The organism is Paraburkholderia aromaticivorans (genome assembly GCF_012689525.1).
Lineage (GTDB): Bacteria > Pseudomonadota > Gammaproteobacteria > Burkholderiales > Burkholderiaceae > Paraburkholderia > Paraburkholderia aromaticivorans_A.
In genome coordinates this window covers 3555053-3570577 of record NZ_CP051516.1, presented here as the reverse complement: position 1 = coordinate 3570577, position 15525 = coordinate 3555053, and the positions used below count along the sequence as shown (strand labels likewise).

The following is a 15525-nucleotide window of genomic DNA, read 5'->3' as shown; positions in this document are numbered from 1 at the left end:
CATCCTTCGGGGCGTTGAAGCGTGATTGTAACGAGACGTAAGGATGCAGCGAAACGTTGCTGCGGGCAAGCCAAACGATTGAGGCAAATTTGAGTACACATTCGTCAAAGCGCACGACCGTCGATGTCGTGATCATCGGTGCCGGACCGGCAGGCGCGGTTGCGGCCGCATTGCTGCGCAAAGCCGGGCGCTCCGTGCTGGTGCTGGAGCGCCAGCACTTTCCGCGCTTTTCCATCGGCGAAAGCCTGTTGCCGCAGAGCATGGCTTACCTCGAAGAGGCCGGCATGCTACAGGCGGTGGTCGAAGCGGGCTTCCAGTACAAGAACGGTGCGCATTTCATCTACCGCGATCAGTCGTCGGCGTTTGACTTCCGCGACAAGCATTCGCCGGGTTGGGGCACCACCTACCAGGTCGAACGCGCGGTATTCGACGACATTCTGATTCGCTGTGCGGTGGAGCAGGGCGCCGATGTTCGCTTCGGCCATACGGTGCGTGCGGTTCATACCGGCGTCATGCCTTTGGTCGATGTGGTCGACGAAGCGGATCACGCGTATCAGATCGAAGCGCGTTTTGTGTTCGACGCTAGCGGCTTCGGCCGCGTCTTGCCGCGCTTGCTGAACCTCGAAGCGCCGACGCGCATGCCGACGCGCGCCGCGATCTTCACGCACGTGCAGGACGGCATTCCGGCGGGCATGACGGACCGCAACAAGATCTGCGTGGCGACGCATCCGGAACATCGCGACGTGTGGTTCTGGATGATTCCGCTGGCGGGCGGCCGTTCGTCGGTGGGATGTGTCGCCGAGGCGAGTTTTCTCGACGTGCCTGAAGCCGAACGCGACGCGAAGCTGCGCGCGCTGATCCAGCAGGAGCCGACGTTCAACCGCTTGATCGGCAACGCGCCGTTCCTGATGCCGGTGCGCCACATCGGTGGCTATGCGGCGAACGTGGAGCGCCTGCACGGGCCGGGTTACGCGCTGCTCGGCAATGCGGGCGAGTTTCTCGATCCGGTGTTTTCGTCCGGCGTGACGATCGCGCTGCGCTCGGCGCATCTCGCGGTGCAGACCTTGAACCGGCAACTGGACGGCGAGCAGGTCGATTGGTCGGCAGCTTACGACGTGCCGTTGCGCAAGGGGATCGATACGTTCCGCGCTTTCGTCGAGCGTTGGTATTCGGGCGCGTTGCAGGACATCATTTTCTATCCGGAGCAGACGCCGTCGATTCGCCGCATGATCAGCGCGGTGCTGGCGGGTTATGCGTGGGATGAGACGAACCCGTATGTCGCCGATCCGGTGCGTCGGTTGAATGCGTTGCATGAGGTGTGCATGCAGCAGCGTTGATGGGCTGTGCGGCGTGGGCTGTACGGTACGCACGAGTGAAAACGGCGCTTCGTTATCGAAGCGCCGTTTTTTTTAGCGTGAAGTGAAAACAACTGTCAGCGAATAATTTCAAGATGAGCGCCGGTCCTTAGCATTGGACTTCAATCAGAAGAAGGAGACATGCGAATGCCTGCATATGATCGATTCGGCGCTGCCAACTATGTTAGCTCCCATGCCGCACCGATGAGCACGGGGAACTGCGCAAAGTTCGTGCGGCTGGCGATTGAGCGAGGCGGAATCGTGATTGACCGAACACGGGACGCAAAAGGCTATGGACAATCGTTGATCAGCGCCGGGTTTTATGAAATCAATTCCGCTTACCTTCAAAAGGGGGACGTTGTTGTGATTCAACCAATTGCAAACCACCCCGCTGGGCATATGGCAATGTTCGATGGGCAAATCTGGGTATCGGACTCCAAGCAATATCACGGGTTCTACCCGAGTCAGCAATACCGGACTGTACAACCGACGTACAAAATCTACCGCCACAACTGAACAGAAATCATGAAAAAATATCTGGCAGTGTTAGCCGTCGTCCTAAGCATGGTTCTTGGTGTGCTTTTTCACCCGCTGGCTATGGCGCACGGAGAACCGGCCACGCCCGAGGCAAGTGCGACAGCTTTTTACGCGTGGTACATCAAGCGCGATTCGGAAAATCGAGGGTTTCCCTTGCTGGATAAAGAAATCTATCGATACGTTGCAAAACCAACGGTCGATTTTCTGCGCGCGGAATACAAGGCAAACAAGTTCGCCGGAGACAGCGACCCCTTTACGAAAGTTCAGGATTACGATGAGAAGGACTGGGCCGCACACATTGAAGCGCGCCAAGCACTGATATTCGGCGACACCGCTGTTGTTCCGGTCGTTCTTGGACGCGACACCAAGGCCACTCTTCAGACGGTCTTGGCGTTTATGCGGAGACAGCCGGACGGTCAGTGGAAAGTCATCAAGGTCGACGACCTCAGCGGTTACGAATAGCCGTTGTTTCGAGTGATGAACGCATGGGCTACGGCTAACTGCGCAGCTTTGCTTTGGCTTGCGAAGCGCTTCCCAATCGCCCGATAAGTGGGTCTGTCAGCAGACTGCGGTATCTGGGCATTTACGAGTGAAAACGGCGCTTCGTAACCGAAGCGCCGTTTCTTCATTCAGCCGCGTGAATCACTCAGTTCAAGCCGCGATCCTCGCCGCGCCCGACACAGGCTGCCGCACATCATCACGACGATGAACGCGCTTGCCGGCCGCGTATGTCTCATAGATCGCGCGATCGTCGCCGAGCAGCGCGAACGCGAACAGCAACTCTTCCAACGTTTCAGTACGCGCGGTCCGGCGCGCGAGTAGCGGCGTCGCGCGCGGATCGAGTACGACGAAGTCCGCTTCCGACTTCGGCTTCAGCGTGCCGACCTTGTCCGCCAGATCGAGCGCTTCGGCCGCGCCGGCGGTGGCCAGATAGAACATGCGCGTGGCCGTCAGATGATGGCCGCCCAGACGCGCGACCTTGTGCGCCTCATTCATGGTCTGCAACATCGAGAACGAGGTCCCGCCGCCGACGTCCGTCGCCAGTGCGATCGGCATGCCGGCTTCATCGGCCTTGTCGAAGTCGAACAGGCCGCTGCCGAGGAACAGGTTCGAGGTCGGGCAATGCGACGCGACCGTGCCGGTTTGCGCCATGCGTTTGCGGTCTTCCTCGTCGAGGTGGATGCAATGGCCGTACACCGCGCGGCGGCGCAGCAGACCGTAGTGATCGTAAATGTCCAGATAGCTGCGGTGGCCCGGGAACAGATCGGCGACCCATTTCACCTCGTCGTGATTTTCCGCGACGTGGCTCTGGATAAAGATGTCCGGATGCTTGCCCGCCAGCACGCCGCACGCTTCGAGTTGCGCTTCGGTCGAGGTCGGCGCGAAACGCGGCGTCAGCGCATACATCTGGCGGCCGCGATTGTGCCAGCGGCCGATCAACTCGGCGCTGTCGTCGTAGCCCGATTGCGCGGTGTCGCGCAGAAACTCGGGGCAGTTGCGGTCCATCAGCACCTTGCCGGCTACCATGCGCAGATTGCGCGCTTCGCTCTCGGTGAAAAGCGCGTCGGCGGATTCCTTATGGACCGTGCAATACACGAGCGCGGTGGTCGTGCCGCACGCCAGCAGTTCGTCGACGAAAAAGCTCGCGGTGTCGCGCGCATAAGCCGGATCGGCGAAGCGGCGCTCGGTCGGGAACGTGTACGTTTCGAGCCACGGCAACAAACCCGGCGCCGGCGAGGCGATCATGTCCGTCTGCGGATAGTGAATGTGCGTATCGATGAAACCCGGCACGATCAGCTTGTCGCGCATTTCCTGCACTTGCGTACCGGGCGCGAGTTGCGACGCGAGCGCGGCATACGCGCCGGCCGCGACGACATGGCCGTCTTCGACGATCAACAAACCGTCCTCGTTGAAGACCGCCGCGTTGGGCGATTGCGCGGGGTCGCCGTTGAAGGTCAGCAGTTGCGCGCGGAATGCCGATTGGGCTGCTTTGGCCGGGTTGGCAGATTGAGTCATGGAAAAACCGTCTCCGATTGTGGGAAGCTGCACAGTCCGGACGACGGTTCAATCATTGGCTCTCGAACGAACCCGTGCCGCCGCCGGCTGCGATAGTCCGGCCCGTCAGTGCGGGCCGCTTGGGTGCCAGTGCGCGTCGAGCTTCGCGATCAGTTCGCTGCGTTGTTCGGGCGTGACGAACGACGCTTCGAAGCTGTTGCGGATGATCGTGTAGACCTCGGCATCGTTGAGCTTCAACGCGTCGATGGTGGCGAAATAGTTGGCATTCACGTAGCCGCCGAAATACGCGGGATCGTCGGAATTGACCGTCACGGCCACGCCGCGATCGAGCAGGTCCTTCAAGGTGTGCTTGGTCAGGTCGTCGAACACGCACAGTTTCAGGTTCGACAGCGGACACACGGTCAACGCGACGCGCGAATCGGCGAGACGCGCGACGAGTGCCGGATCTTCGATGCTGCGCACGCCGTGATCGACGCGATCCACTTTCAGCAGATCGAGCGCTTCATAGATATACGAAGGCGGGCCTTCTTCGCCCGCATGCGCGACGAGTTTCAGGCCGAGCGCTCGCGCCTTGGCGAAGACGCGCTCGAACTTCGAAGGCGGATGGCCGCGTTCCGACGAATCCAGACCGACGCCGATCAGGCGATGCTTGTACTTCTCGAACAAAGGCCGCGCTTCTTCGAAAGTGGCGAGCGCGTCTTCTTCCGACAGGTGACGCAGAAAGCACAGAATCAGCTTGCTTGTCATGCCGCGCTGTTCCGCGTCGGCGAGCGCGCGGTCGATGCCGGCCACGACGGTCGCGATCGGCACGCCGCGTTCGGTGTGCGTCTGCGGGTCGAAGAAGATTTCGCTGTGAATCACGTTGTCGGCGAGGCAGCGCTCGACGTACGCCATCGTCATGTCGTAGAAGTCCTGCTCGTGCAGCAGCACGCTCGCGCCCGCATAGTAGATGTCGAGAAACGATTGCAGGTCGGTGAACGCATACGCGGCGCGCAAGGCTTCGATCGAGTCGTAGGCGAGCTTCACGCCGTTGCGCTCGGCGAGCGCGAAAATCAGTTCGGGTTCGAGCGAGCCTTCAATATGAATATGCAACTCGGCCTTCGGTGCCAGCGCGGTTTTCTCGGCCAGCGGCGTGGGGGTAGCGGTCGTTGTAGTCATGGTCGGTCAGGAGTTTGTTGGAGTCGCTTTTGGAATCATCTCGCGCCGGATGCGTAAGCGTTGTGTCGACATGCCGTGCTTCAAACCGTCTGCGTGGCGTGAGGCATGCCCGCGTTCGCTTCGACGGCCTGAAGCACCTGCGCCGCCGCCGAGATCGCGATGATCTCCGGCGACTTGTCGACAATGCCGTCCACGCCGAGCGGGCACTTCATCCGCGCGATCAGCGACGGGTCGAGACCGCGCGCGGCCAGCCGGTGTTCGAACTGCTTGCGCTTGCTGTGCGAGCCGATCATGCCGAAGAACGCGAAGTCGCCACGCCGCAGAATGCGCTCGGCCAACTCGAGATCGAGCGCATGGTTGTGCGTCATCACGATGAAGTACGTGTTCGGCGCGGCCTGGTCGATGGCTTCGTCGGGGGCGTCGTTCGGATCGATCTTCACGTTCGGCGCATGCAGCGTTTCAACAGGCGGAAATTGCGCGTCGCGTTCATCGACCCAGCGGACCGCGCAAGGCAGCGTGGCCAGCACGCGAACCAGCGCGGCGCCTACGTGGCCGGCGCCGAACAGCACGACCGAGAAGTCGCCTGGCGCGACGGTTTCGGTGAGCAGCGCGCCGCTGTCGTCGAAACCGGCGCCGTCCCACAGCAGGCAGTCCGCGGCGTCGACGCCCGGCTCGGGGTCGGACAGCATCACCGCATCCGGTGCGGGGCCGAATGATACGCTACGCACCGTCGACTGGCCCGCGGCCACGCGTTTCGCCAGCGTCGTGATCCAGCCGAGGTCGCCCACATCGAGCCGCTCGAAGGCGAGAATCACCGCGCCGCCGCAGCATTGGCCGAGGCTCGGGCCGAGCGCGAAGCGCTCCAGACGGCGCATGTGCGGCGAGCGCATGCCGTCGCGCAGCACCTGGCGCGCAGTCTCGATGGCTTTCCATTCGAGGTGTCCGCCGCCGATGGTGTGTTTCGCCGAGTCGCGCGTGACGATCATCTTGGTGCCGGCTTCGCGGGGCGCCGAACCTTCGACGCGCGCGACCGTCACCAGCACGGCGGCGTCGCCGTGCGCGAGCAGTTGTTGCAGGTCAGGTAGCCAGGCTTGCATCCGGCGTTCTCCATACGTGGCCGCGCGGGGTGTCCGTGCGGCCGGTTGAGTGTGGCCTGGCGCGTTCGTGTCGCGTCAGGCCGTAGGGTGGTTGGTTCAAACTGTCGTGACGGTCGTCGCGGGCTCCGTTGCCGGTTGCGGCGCGGGCGGCGGCTGCAAGGCGTCCAGTGCGTCGAGAATCGCTTCGGGCGTGGCCGGCGCGCGCAACTGAGGTGCCTCTTGCGCATCCGGCACCGCGGCCGCGATCGCGTCGCGAATCGCGAGGAACACCGAGAACGGCAACAGCAGCGGTGGCTCACCGACGGCCTTCGAGCGGAACACGGTCGGCTCGGCGTTGCGGTTCTGATAGAGCTGCACGTAGAACGCGGCGGGCGTGTCGCTCACCGCGGGAATCTTGTAGGTGGACGGTGCGTGCGTCATCAGACGGCCATCGCGGTTCCACCAGAGTTCCTCGGTGGTGAGCCAGCCCATGCCCTGAATAAAGCCGCCTTCCACCTGGCCGATGTCGATGGCCGGGTTGATCGACTGGCCGGCGTCGTGCAGCACGTCCGCGCGCACCAGTTTCCATTCGCCGGTCAGCGTATCGATCACGACTTCCGAGACCGCCGCGCCGTACGCGAAGTAATAAAACGGGTGACCGGTCAGCGTTTTCGCGTCCCAATGCACTTTCGGCGTGGTGTAGAAACCGTCCGACCACAACTGCACGCGCGCCAGATAGGCGGCGCCGACCAGTTGCTCGAACGGCATCGCTCCGCCGTTCACCGACACTTCGGCGTTGGCGAATTGCACGTCGTCTGCGGCACCGCCGAGTTGTTTGGCCGCGAGTTTCGCGAGCCGCGCGCGAATCGTCTTCGCCGCGGCTTCGGCGGCTTTGCCGTTCAGGTCGCTGCCGGTGGAAGCCGCGGTCGCCGACGTGTTCGCGACCTTGGACGTATCGGTTGCCGTGACCCGCACGCGCGAGAGCGGCAGGCCGAACTCGTTGGCGACCACTTGCGCGACTTTGGTGTTGAGCCCTTGGCCCATTTCCGTGCCGCCGTGATTGACTAGCACTGAGCCGTCTTTGTACACATGCACGAGCGCGCCGGCTTGATTCAGAAACGGCACGTTGAACGAGATGCCGAACTTCACCGGCGAAAACGCGAGGCCGCGCTTGAGCACCGGACTGTTTGCATTGAAAACCGCGATCGCCTTGCGACGCGCGCGATAGTCGCTGGTGCCGAGCAGTTCATCGGTCAACGGCGCGATGATGTTGTCCTCGACGCGCTGTCCATACGGCGTTGTGTCGCGCTCGCCGATGCCGTAGTAGTTGGCGAGGCGCACGTCGAGCGGATCGCAGTGCAACTGACGCGCGATGCTGTCCATCATCACTTCCATCACGAGCGCGCCTTGCGGACCGCCGAAGCCGCGGAACGCAGTGTTCGATTGCGTATTGGTCTTGCAGCACAGCGCGACGATATCGACATCGGACAGGTAGTACGCGTTGTCGAAGTGGCAGACCGCGCGCGTGGCGACGGCACCGGAAAGATCGGCGGAGTAGCCCGCGCGCAACGCGATTTCGACGCGCGCGCCGAGAATACGGCCGCTGTCGTCGAAGCCCGCTTCGTACGCGTAGACCGCGTCGTGGCGTTTGCCGGTGATCATGAAATCGTCGTCGCGGTCGGCGCGGAGTTTGACCGGACGGCGCAGCCGTTTCGCCGCCAGCGACGCCACGCAGGCGAACAGCGCCGATTGCGATTCCTTGCCGCCGAAGCCGCCGCCCATGCGCCGGCATTCGCACACCACGTTATGCGCCGGCCAGTCGAGCATATGCGCGACCAGTTGCTGCATTTCGCTCGGGTGCTGCGTCGAACTGTAGACGAGCATGCCGTCCATTTCCTTCGGCACTGCGTACGCGATCTGGCCTTCCAGATAGAACTGTTCCTGCCCGCCGACTTCGAACGTGCCGCTGATCCGGTTCGGCGCGGCGGCGATCTTCGCATCCGGCTCGCCGCGTTTCAGATGCAGCGGCGGCAAGACAAACTGCTTCGCGGCTTTGGCATCGGCGGGCGTGAGGATCGCTTCGAGCGGTTCGTAGCGGACCACGTCGTCGCTTTTTGCCAGCGCGGCGGCGCGGCGTGCGAGTTCATGGCTTTCGGCGATCACGGCGAACACCGGCTGACCGAGGTACAGCACTTCATCGACGGCGAGAATCGGATCGTCGTGCAACACCGGGCCGCAATTGTTCTCGCCGGGGATGTCTTCGGCGGTCAGCACGGCGATCACGCCCGGCGCTTTCCTGACCGCGTCGAGATCCATCGACACGATCCGTGCGTGCGCATGGCGCGACAGACCGAGTGCCGCGTGCAGCGTGCCTTGCAGCTCGGGTACGTCGTCCGTGTAAGTGGCTTCGCCGCTCACATGCAGCGCGGCGGATTCATGCGGCAGCGACACGCCGATCGCCGCGTCGCTCTCGTGAGCGGCGGTGTGTCTGGCAGTGTGTTCGATGAAAGCATCGGTGCGGTTCATCACGACGGCTCCTTCGCAACGGCGGCGTCGGGCGCACCGGCTTCGAACGCGAACGCATTCACGTCGAAGAGGGCGAGCGGCGCGTCATCGCGCGTTTCGAGGTGAAAGCGCCACAGCAGATTGCGCGCCACCTTCAGTCGATACGCGCTCGACGCGCGCATGTCAGTGAGCGGCTGGTAATCGGCGACGAGCGCATTCATGGCTTGCCGCGCGGTGCTTTCGTCCCATGTTGCGCCATTCAGGACGGCTTCGGTTTGCGCGGCCCGCTTCGGCGTGGCCGCCATGCCGCCGAACGCGATGCGGGCTTGTTCGATGACCCCGTTTTCACCGAGGTGCAGCGCGAACGCCGCGCACACCGCGGAGATGTCCTGATCGTAGCGCTTCGATACCTTGTAGGTGCGAAAGCGCAGATTGCCGGCCGGCCGTGGCACGCGCAGCGCCGCGACGAATTCGCCGGCGGCGAGCGCGGTTTTCTGGTAGCCGAGATAGAACGCGTCGAGCGGCAAGGTGCGCGTTTTCGGACCGTGGCGCAGCACGACTTCGGCGCCGAGCGTGAGCAGCGCCGGCATCGAATCGCCGATCGGCGAGCCGTTCGCGACGTTGCCGCCGAGCGTGCCGGCATTGCGGATCGGCAGCGACGCGAAACGCGTCCACAGTTCGGCGAGTTCGGGGTAATCGACGGCGAGTGCGGCGTACCCGTCTTCGAGCGTGACGGCGGCGCCGATCGTCAGCGTCTGCGCATCGCGCTCAATCGTCTTCAATTCGACGACGTTGCCGATGTACAGAATGTCGCCGAGATCGCGGAATTGCTTGGTGACCCACAGGCCAACGTCGGTGCTGCCGGCGAGCAGTCGCGCGTGCGGATGTTCGGCGCGGAGTTTGGCGAATGCATCGAGCGAGACCGGCGCATGAAAGGTGGGTGAGCCGAACGCGGCGCCGCGCGTGTCGGGCGCACGGTATTCGAAGGTGTCGCGCCGTTGCAGTTCGCGCAGTTGGTCCGCGACGGCCTGGCGGTCGAGCGCCACACGCGGGTATTGCGGATAGTCGAACATCTTCTGCGACGCGTCGACGATCGGCCGGTAGCCGGTGCAGCGGCACAGGTTGCCGGAGAGCGCGGCGTTGATTTCATCGCGGGTGGGCAGGCCGGCGGCGGCCGGCTGGTTTTCGTACAGCGCCCACATCGACATGACGAAGCCGGGCGTGCAGAAACCGCATTGCGAACCGTGGCAGTCGACCATGGCCTGTTGCACGGGGTGCAGGGCGCCGTCGGCGGCGCGCAGGTCTTCGACGGTGAAGAGGGCGCGGCCGTCGAGCGTCGGCAGGAACTGGATGCAGGCATTGACCGCTTTCAGCGCGAGGCCGCCGTGCGCGTCCAGTTCGCCGATGACGACCGTGCAGGCGCCGCAGTCGCCTTCCGCGCAGCCTTCCTTGGTGCCGGTGCAATGCAAGTCCTCGCGCAGGTGCTGGAGCACGGTGCGAGTCGCCGGGACGCCCGCGACCTCACGGACGGACCCTTGGTGATAAAAGCGGATGGTTTGCGTTGTCATGGCGAATCCAGAAGACACTGCGGACCGGGCGCGCGTTACGCATGGGGTCGCGCCAAAGCCGGCCTCGCGCACGTAGATCGCCATCCAGTTCCGAAGATAGCATTACCTTGTCCCAAAAAGATTTCCCATGTCGCATGAAGCTTATTCGGAAGCGGTCATGAGATAAGTACGATTCGCGTTAAGGCGGGAAGTTGCGTGAACCGGTGCGGAAGGCGAAACGCCAGGCGGGGCGGGGCGCTGCGGGGGAAACGAAGGCGCCGGCGGAGCGGGAAACGGCGTGAATCATGGACGAAAAACGCCGAGGTGGCAGAAATCGTGGACAAAAAAACGCCGGCTTTTCGCGCCGCCTTATTGGGCAGCACAAAATCCGGCGTCATTCGTTGCGGTAAAGCCCGGCGAAAATGCGCTAATCAGGCAATCCGGCGACGATTGCGAACCAAGGTCAGCGCCAACGGGATGAAAGCGATCACGAATGCGACCAGCGACCATTGCGGCAGCGTCAGACCCAGGATTGGCGGATAGGCCGTTTCGCACAGGCCGGCGACCTTGAACACGCCCGGCAGCCAATGCGCGGGCGGCAAACTGTCGACCAACGGCTGCAGCGCGTCGAAGCCGCAGCTAAAGCCCGGATTCGCCTGAACATACACGTGGCGCGCGGCCGTCACGATGCCGGCCAGCGCCGACAAGGCCGCCAGCACTTCCAGCAGACGCACACCGCGCCAGTTGTCAAAACGCGCGCCGAGGAAGGCGAAGATCGCGATCAGCAGGAAGAAATACCGCTGGATGATGCACAACGGGCACGGGTCTTCGTGCAGAAAATACTGCAGATACAGCGCGCCAGCCACGAGGGCAACGCAGATCAGGCCAAGCAGAACCAGCAGGGAGCGCTCGCGGCGCAGCATTGCAGTGTCGTTATTCATGGATCGTGTGGCTGTCTCGAAACGGAAAGGGCGGGTGCCCGCGATTCTAGCGCGAACCCCCGCCCCGCCGCTTATCCTGCTTTTACGACGTATTTCCGGATCAGCGCCTCGATCAGCGAATCGCCTTGAGCACCGCTTCGGCGCCGCGGCCGATGGCCAGCAGGGCGTCGTCGGCGTGCGGCGCGCCGGCCAGCATCAGGCCGACCGGCGCGTCGCCGCGCAGATGGCACGGCAGCGACAGCGCGCAGGTGTCGAGGAAGTTGAACACGCTCGGATTGCGCAGGATCAACGCGTTGGTGCAGCCAAAGGCGTCATCGTCGTCGACCAGATCGGCGACGCGCGGCGGCACCACCGGCACCGTGGGCGCCACGACCGCGTCGAAACGCTGCCACAGCGTGCGGGCGGCTTCGGCGAGCATGGCCTCGCGTTCGGCGAGCAGGTCCAGATAGTCGGCGGCGCTGGCCGGCTGGCCCTTGAGAATGCGCACCAGCACGCGCGGATCGTATTGGTCGCGATGCTTCTCCAGCAACGGCCGATGCCACGCGTACGCCTCGATCGGCGAAAAGCCGAAGCGGTTGATTTCCGGCAAACGGTCGAGCGGCGCAAAACGCACTTCGCTGACGATCGCGCCGGCCGCTTCGAGATGCTTGAGGGCGGTGTCGATTGCCGCGGCGACCGCCGGTTCGACGCCGTCCGTGACGAAGTTGGTCAGCACGCCGAGGCGCACGCCTTCGAGCGGACGGGCGGCCGGAATGCGCGGCTCGAGCCCGGCCAGCATGCGGTCGATCAACGCGCAGCAGGCCACGGACACGCCGATCGGCCCGAACGAATCGAGGGTCGACGAAAGCGGCACGCCACCCTGTTTGGGAATCCGATCGGCGGTCGGCTTGAAGCCGGTCAGGCCGCACAGCGCCGCGGGAATGCGGATCGAGCCGCCGGTGTCGGTGCCGAGCGCGATGGCCGCCATGCCGTCCGCGACGGAAGCCGCCGCGCCCGACGACGAGCCGCCCGAAATCCGCTCATCGCCTTTTACGCCGCGCTGGTACGGCGACAGCGGATTGCCGTAGTGCGGGTTCAGGCCAAGTCCGGAAAACGCGAACTCGCTCATATTGGTCCGGCCGACGATCACCGCGCCCGCCCGCTTCAAACGCGCGACCGCGACGGCGTCCGCCTTGGCGGCGGGGGCGTCGGCGAGCACCGCTGAACCGGCGCGGGTCGGCTGGCCTTCGATATCGAACAGGTCCTTGACCGACACCGGAATCCCGGCGAGCGGCGAAAGCACGGTGCCGGCGGCGCGCAGACGGTCGTGCGCGTCGGCGGCGGCGCGGGCGCTGTCGGCGTCGACGTGCATGAAGACGGCGGCGCCCTGGCCGGCCGGATCGGCGATCCGTTCGAGCGCGGTCTCGACGAGCGCGCGGCTCGTGGTGCGTCCGGCGGCGAGGTCGGCGGCAAGTTGGGCTAGCGGCGGAAAGGGCGTGAATTCAGTGGCCATGATGTCGGTAGAAATCCGGTTGAACCCGGCGAAGCCGGTCAGTGAGCTTGGATGTACAGGCTTGAATGCGATCGATCAAATGCGATTGAAGAGTGTGGCGCGGAACGCTTCGATATGTTTTTGCACGGATTGGCGCGCGCCTTCGGCGTCGCGTTCGCGCAGCAGGCCAAACAGTTCGAGATGTTCCTCGTGCACGTCTTCCAGATGATGCGGCTCGGAGAGCGAAATGAACCAGAAGCGCAGCGAGCGCTCGTGCAGCCCGCGCAGGATGTCGGCCAGCACCGGGTTGCGCGAGGCGGCCGAGATCGCCAGATGAAACTCGCGGTCGATATCCATCATGCCTTCGATATCGTGCGCGGCGACGCACACGGCCGAGCGGTCCAGCAGCGCCTGCATCGCGTCGTAGTCGTGCTGTTGCGCGTGGCGCGCGGCCAGCTCGACGCAGTAGCTTTCGTTGACGAGGCGCACGTCGATAATCGCCAGCACGTCGTCGAGCGAAACCGGGCGGACCATGATGCCCTTGCGCGGCATGATGGTCAGCATGCCTTCGTGCACCAGCCGGTGCAGCGCCTGATGAACCGGCGTCCTGCCGATGCCGGTCAGCACCATCAGTTCCGCTTCGTTGAGCAGCTCGCTCGGACGCAGGCGCATGGTGATGATCTCGCGCTTGACGAACGCATACGCCTGCTCGGCGAGACTCGCGGCGGCGGTCGCGCGGGCGGGCGTGGAAGGGCGGGCAGTCTGCAAAAGCGTCATGTGAAGTGGAAGCGGGCGATGTCGTCCGCATTGTAGAGCAAGGTTTTGCGTGGACGGCGGCGAGGGTCGGGCTCAGGCGCGGCTCGGCGAAACCGCCGCCGCATGCTGCACTTTGACGCGCGGCATCATCAGCGTGACCAGCCCGCCGACGATCAGCGCCCCCGCGATCAGCACGAGCCCGAACGTCACGCTATGCGTCGCGTCCTTGACGATGCCGAGCACATACGGGCTCACATACCCCGCGAGGTTCGCAATCGAGTTGATCACGGCGATCCCGGCGACCGCGGCTGAGCCTTGCAGGAAAGTCGTCGACATCGACCAGAAGATGCCGAAGCCCGCGAGAATGCCGATATACGCAATCGACAAACCGGTGACGGCGAGCGGAATCGAGTTGGTCACCGAGGCGCTGCCGAGCAACCCCGCCGCGCCGATGAAGCAGCACACGGCATAGTGCCAGCGCCGTTCGCCGGTGAGGTCCGACGAGCGCCCGATCAGGATCATGCCGATGCCCGCCGCCAGATACGGAATCGCGGTGACGAAACCATTGGTGACGAGGTTCGTGACGCCGAGATCCTTGACGATCTGCGGCAGCCAGAACGAGAAGCCCGCATTGCCGGTGATGAGGCAGAAGTAGACCAGTGTGAGCAGCCAGAAGCGGCCCGAGCGCAATGCCACCGCGAGGCTATGTTCCGCACCGGCCGCCATAGCCGCGGTGTTTTCCCGCGCGAGACGGCCGAGAATTACGCGCTTTTCGTCGTCGCTGAGCCAGGCGGCTTCGGCGGGCGTGTTGCGCAGCACGGCGAGCGCCCAGAAGCCGGCGAGAATCGACGGAATGCCTTCGATCAGGAACATCCACTGCCAGCCGCGCAAGCCGTGCGCTTCATGCAGCGACGACATCAGAAAGCCCGACAGCGGCGCGCCGATGATGCCGGCCACGGGAATCGCCGCCATGAACACGGCGACCATGCGCGCGCGCCGGTCGGACGGAAACCAGAAGGTCAAATAGAGCACCACGCCCGGCACCAGCCCGGCTTCGGCGACGCCGAGGAAAAAGCGCAGCACGTAGAACATCGTTTCCGAGCGCACGAACATCATCAGACACGACAGCAGTCCCCACAGCATCGTGATGCGGGCGATCGTGGCGCGCGCGCCGAATTTCTTGAGCAGCAGATTGCTCGGCACTTCGAACACGAAGTAGCCTAAGAAAAAGATCCCCGCGCCGAGTCCGTACGCCGCGTTCGATAGGCCGAGGTCGCCGGTGAACTGCAGCTTCGCGTAACCGATGTTGACGCGGTCCAGATACGACAGCACGTAGACGAGAAACAGGAACGGCATGATGCGCCAGGTGATCTTGCGCAGGGCGGCGGCTTCAAGCCACGCGTCGGAAGACGCGTCGGCGGCGGATAGCGAAGGGGAGCTCATGAATGCCTCATTCGACGATAGGTAGCGCGCGCACGCGATAGGCGTGGCGCAGCGTGCGGTTCAGGATGGGATCGTGCAATTCGAGCTCGAGCGCGTCGCCGTCGGCCATGCCGACGATGCCGCCCTGTACCGCCAGCGTGCCGCAGAACATCGCCGCGTCTTGCGCGAGCGGCGCGCGCGTGAGCAGATCGGCGGCCGGCAGCAACGATGCCACGCTGCCTTGCTGATAGACGCGCCGCTCGCCGTTGGTCACCGCGTAAGCGCGCAATTCCAGCTGATCCCAGTGGCCGCACACTTCGTCGAAGCGCCAGGCGTCGCGCGCCACCGGCTTCGGACAGACCTGTTTGGAGACAGTCACGCCGTAGGCCTCGACTTCGCGGTCGGTGTGATCCGAACCGACGGTGACGAGCAAGCCCGTCTTTGTCTGCACCAGCACGCACTCGGCTTCGCCGCTCGACTTCACGCCGACCACGTCGATCTGTTCGGCCTGCGTCAGCAGTTCCGCGCCGAGGCGGTAGAAGCACGGCGTGGTGGACGGCCGCTTCACGCCGAGTTCGGCCAGTTCGGCAATGTGATGCTCGATCGCGGCCTGATCGCGCCCGGCCCAACCGGCAATGGTCAGACGGTTCACCTCGGCAATCTCGGCGCGGCTGCCGCCGGAACGGTCTACAACGTTGAAGGACACCTGCTGCATTGCTCGACTCCAAAGGAAATATGCTG

13 protein-coding genes are annotated in these 15525 nt (G+C 64.1%); 3 read left to right on the top strand and 10 right to left on the bottom strand.

Translation table 11 applies throughout. The annotated features are described in order from the left end of the window. The first annotated feature begins 89 nt into the window (after positions 1 to 89). The 3 genes from HF916_RS44235 (at position 90) to HF916_RS44225 (ending at position 2354) form a co-directional block, all read left to right on the top strand. Positions 90 to 1337, top strand: coding sequence for an NAD(P)/FAD-dependent oxidoreductase (locus tag HF916_RS44235; protein WP_168794925.1), 1248 nt, complete (start codon positions 90 to 92; stop codon positions 1335 to 1337). Positions 1338 to 1502: 165 nt separating this feature from the next. Continuing rightward, the gene (locus tag HF916_RS44230) at positions 1503 to 1871 is read left to right on the top strand and encodes a CHAP domain-containing protein (RefSeq protein ID WP_168794924.1); all 369 of its coding nucleotides are present in this window, start codon (positions 1503 to 1505) and stop codon (positions 1869 to 1871) included. 9 nt (positions 1872 to 1880) lie between these two features. Beyond that, positions 1881 to 2354, top strand: a complete 474-nt coding sequence (locus HF916_RS44225; protein WP_168794923.1) for a DUF3828 domain-containing protein — start codon at positions 1881 to 1883, stop codon at positions 2352 to 2354. Between the two features lie 189 nt (positions 2355 to 2543). Here HF916_RS44225 and guaD read toward each other — a convergent pair whose 3' ends face one another. The 10 genes from guaD to HF916_RS44175 form a co-directional block, all read right to left on the bottom strand. Next, on the bottom strand, positions 2544 to 3908 hold the full coding sequence (gene guaD / locus HF916_RS44220) for a guanine deaminase (RefSeq protein ID WP_168794922.1): 1365 nt from the start codon (positions 3906 to 3908) through the stop codon (positions 2544 to 2546). A 105-nt stretch (positions 3909 to 4013) separates the two neighbouring features. Then, on the bottom strand, positions 4014 to 5066 hold the full coding sequence (locus HF916_RS44215) for an adenosine deaminase (protein WP_168794921.1): 1053 nt from the start codon (positions 5064 to 5066) through the stop codon (positions 4014 to 4016). Between the two features lie 80 nt (positions 5067 to 5146). Continuing rightward, entirely contained in the window at positions 5147 to 6163 is a 1017-nt protein-coding gene (gene xdhC / locus HF916_RS44210) for a xanthine dehydrogenase accessory protein XdhC (RefSeq protein ID WP_168794920.1), read from the bottom strand. Positions 6164 to 6259: 96 nt separating this feature from the next. Beyond that, positions 6260 to 8668, bottom strand: a complete 2409-nt coding sequence (xdhB, locus tag HF916_RS44205) for a xanthine dehydrogenase molybdopterin binding subunit (RefSeq protein ID WP_168794919.1) — start codon at positions 8666 to 8668, stop codon at positions 6260 to 6262. Beyond that, complete coding sequence (gene xdhA / locus HF916_RS44200) at positions 8668 to 10215, bottom strand: xanthine dehydrogenase small subunit (RefSeq protein WP_206001984.1); 1548 nt, start codon at positions 10213 to 10215, stop codon at positions 8668 to 8670. Before xdhA ends, xdhB begins: the two co-directional genes overlap by 1 nt. A 410-nt stretch (positions 10216 to 10625) precedes the next feature. Then, positions 10626 to 11135, bottom strand: coding sequence for a disulfide bond formation protein B (locus tag HF916_RS44195; protein WP_168794917.1), 510 nt, complete (start codon positions 11133 to 11135; stop codon positions 10626 to 10628). A 112-nt stretch (positions 11136 to 11247) separates the two neighbouring features. Then, a complete protein-coding gene (locus tag HF916_RS44190) occupies positions 11248 to 12627 on the bottom strand; it encodes an amidase (RefSeq protein ID WP_168794916.1) in 1380 nt (459 codons plus the stop codon). Positions 12628 to 12702: 75 nt separating this feature from the next. Further along, entirely contained in the window at positions 12703 to 13383 is a 681-nt protein-coding gene (locus HF916_RS44185) for a GntR family transcriptional regulator (RefSeq protein WP_168794915.1), read from the bottom strand. Positions 13384 to 13455: 72 nt separating this feature from the next. After that, positions 13456 to 14805, bottom strand: coding sequence for an MFS transporter (locus HF916_RS44180; protein ID WP_168794914.1), 1350 nt, complete (start codon positions 14803 to 14805; stop codon positions 13456 to 13458). A gap of 7 nt (positions 14806 to 14812) precedes the next feature. After that, positions 14813 to 15499, bottom strand: a complete 687-nt coding sequence (locus HF916_RS44175) for a DUF2848 domain-containing protein (protein WP_168794913.1) — start codon at positions 15497 to 15499, stop codon at positions 14813 to 14815. Positions 15500 to 15525: the final 26 nt, after the last annotated feature.

Bases quoted from the DNA above. Each gene is read 5' to 3' on its own strand.
- xdhC (WP_168794920.1), bottom strand. From the start codon at position 6,163: ATGCAAGCCTGGCTACCTGACCTGCAACAACTGCTCGCGCACGGCGAC.
- xdhB (WP_168794919.1), bottom strand. From the start codon at position 8,668: ATGAACCGCACCGATGCTTTCATCGAACACACTGCCAGACACACCGCC.
- HF916_RS44185 (WP_168794915.1), bottom strand. From the start codon at position 13,383: ATGACGCTTTTGCAGACTGCCCGCCCTTCCACGCCCGCCCGCGCGACC.
- HF916_RS44215 (WP_168794921.1), bottom strand. From the start codon at position 5,066: ATGACTACAACGACCGCTACCCCCACGCCGCTGGCCGAGAAAACCGCG.
- guaD (WP_168794922.1), bottom strand. From the start codon at position 3,908: ATGACTCAATCTGCCAACCCGGCCAAAGCAGCCCAATCGGCATTCCGC.
- HF916_RS44180 (WP_168794914.1), bottom strand. From the start codon at position 14,805: ATGAGCTCCCCTTCGCTATCCGCCGCCGACGCGTCTTCCGACGCGTGG.
- HF916_RS44225 (WP_168794923.1), top strand. From the start codon at position 1,881: ATGAAAAAATATCTGGCAGTGTTAGCCGTCGTCCTAAGCATGGTTCTT.
- HF916_RS44230 (WP_168794924.1), top strand. From the start codon at position 1,503: ATGCCTGCATATGATCGATTCGGCGCTGCCAACTATGTTAGCTCCCAT.
- HF916_RS44175 (WP_168794913.1), bottom strand. From the start codon at position 15,499: ATGCAGCAGGTGTCCTTCAACGTTGTAGACCGTTCCGGCGGCAGCCGC.
- xdhA (WP_206001984.1), bottom strand. From the start codon at position 10,215: ATGACAACGCAAACCATCCGCTTTTATCACCAAGGGTCCGTCCGTGAG.
- HF916_RS44190 (WP_168794916.1), bottom strand. From the start codon at position 12,627: ATGGCCACTGAATTCACGCCCTTTCCGCCGCTAGCCCAACTTGCCGCC.
- HF916_RS44195 (WP_168794917.1), bottom strand. From the start codon at position 11,135: ATGAATAACGACACTGCAATGCTGCGCCGCGAGCGCTCCCTGCTGGTT.